Here is a 278-nt window from a genome sequence, read left to right as displayed (position 1 = left end):
GCTTGTTCTCGCAACCGGTCTTGTTTCGCTTCTGGCGGGCGTTGCGCCCGCCGCCGCGAAGGACAAGCTCACCGTTTATACCTATGAGAGCTTCACCGCCGATTGGCGTCCCGGACCGGCGGTCAAGAAGGAATTCGAGGCCGAGTGCGGCTGCGACCTCGAATTCGTCTCGGTCGCCGATGGCGTGGCATTGCTCAATCGCGTCACGCTGGAAGGCGCCGGAACCAAGGCCGACATCGTGCTCGGCCTCGACACCAATCTGACCGCCGATGCCAAGG

General features: G+C 63.3%; 1 pseudogene. It reads left to right on the top strand.

The window, feature by feature from the left end:
• Window positions 1-31: 31 nt before the first annotated feature.
• Window positions 32-278, top strand: a pseudogene (tbpA, locus tag EN786_RS37510) (thiamine ABC transporter substrate-binding protein); the annotation flags it as partial.

This window comes from Mesorhizobium sp. M4B.F.Ca.ET.143.01.1.1 (genome assembly GCF_004792275.1).
Taxonomy (GTDB): domain Bacteria; phylum Pseudomonadota; class Alphaproteobacteria; order Rhizobiales; family Rhizobiaceae; genus Mesorhizobium; species Mesorhizobium abyssinicae.
The sequence above is the reverse complement of the archived record's forward strand: the minus strand, read 5'-3'. Positions and strand labels throughout refer to the sequence as shown.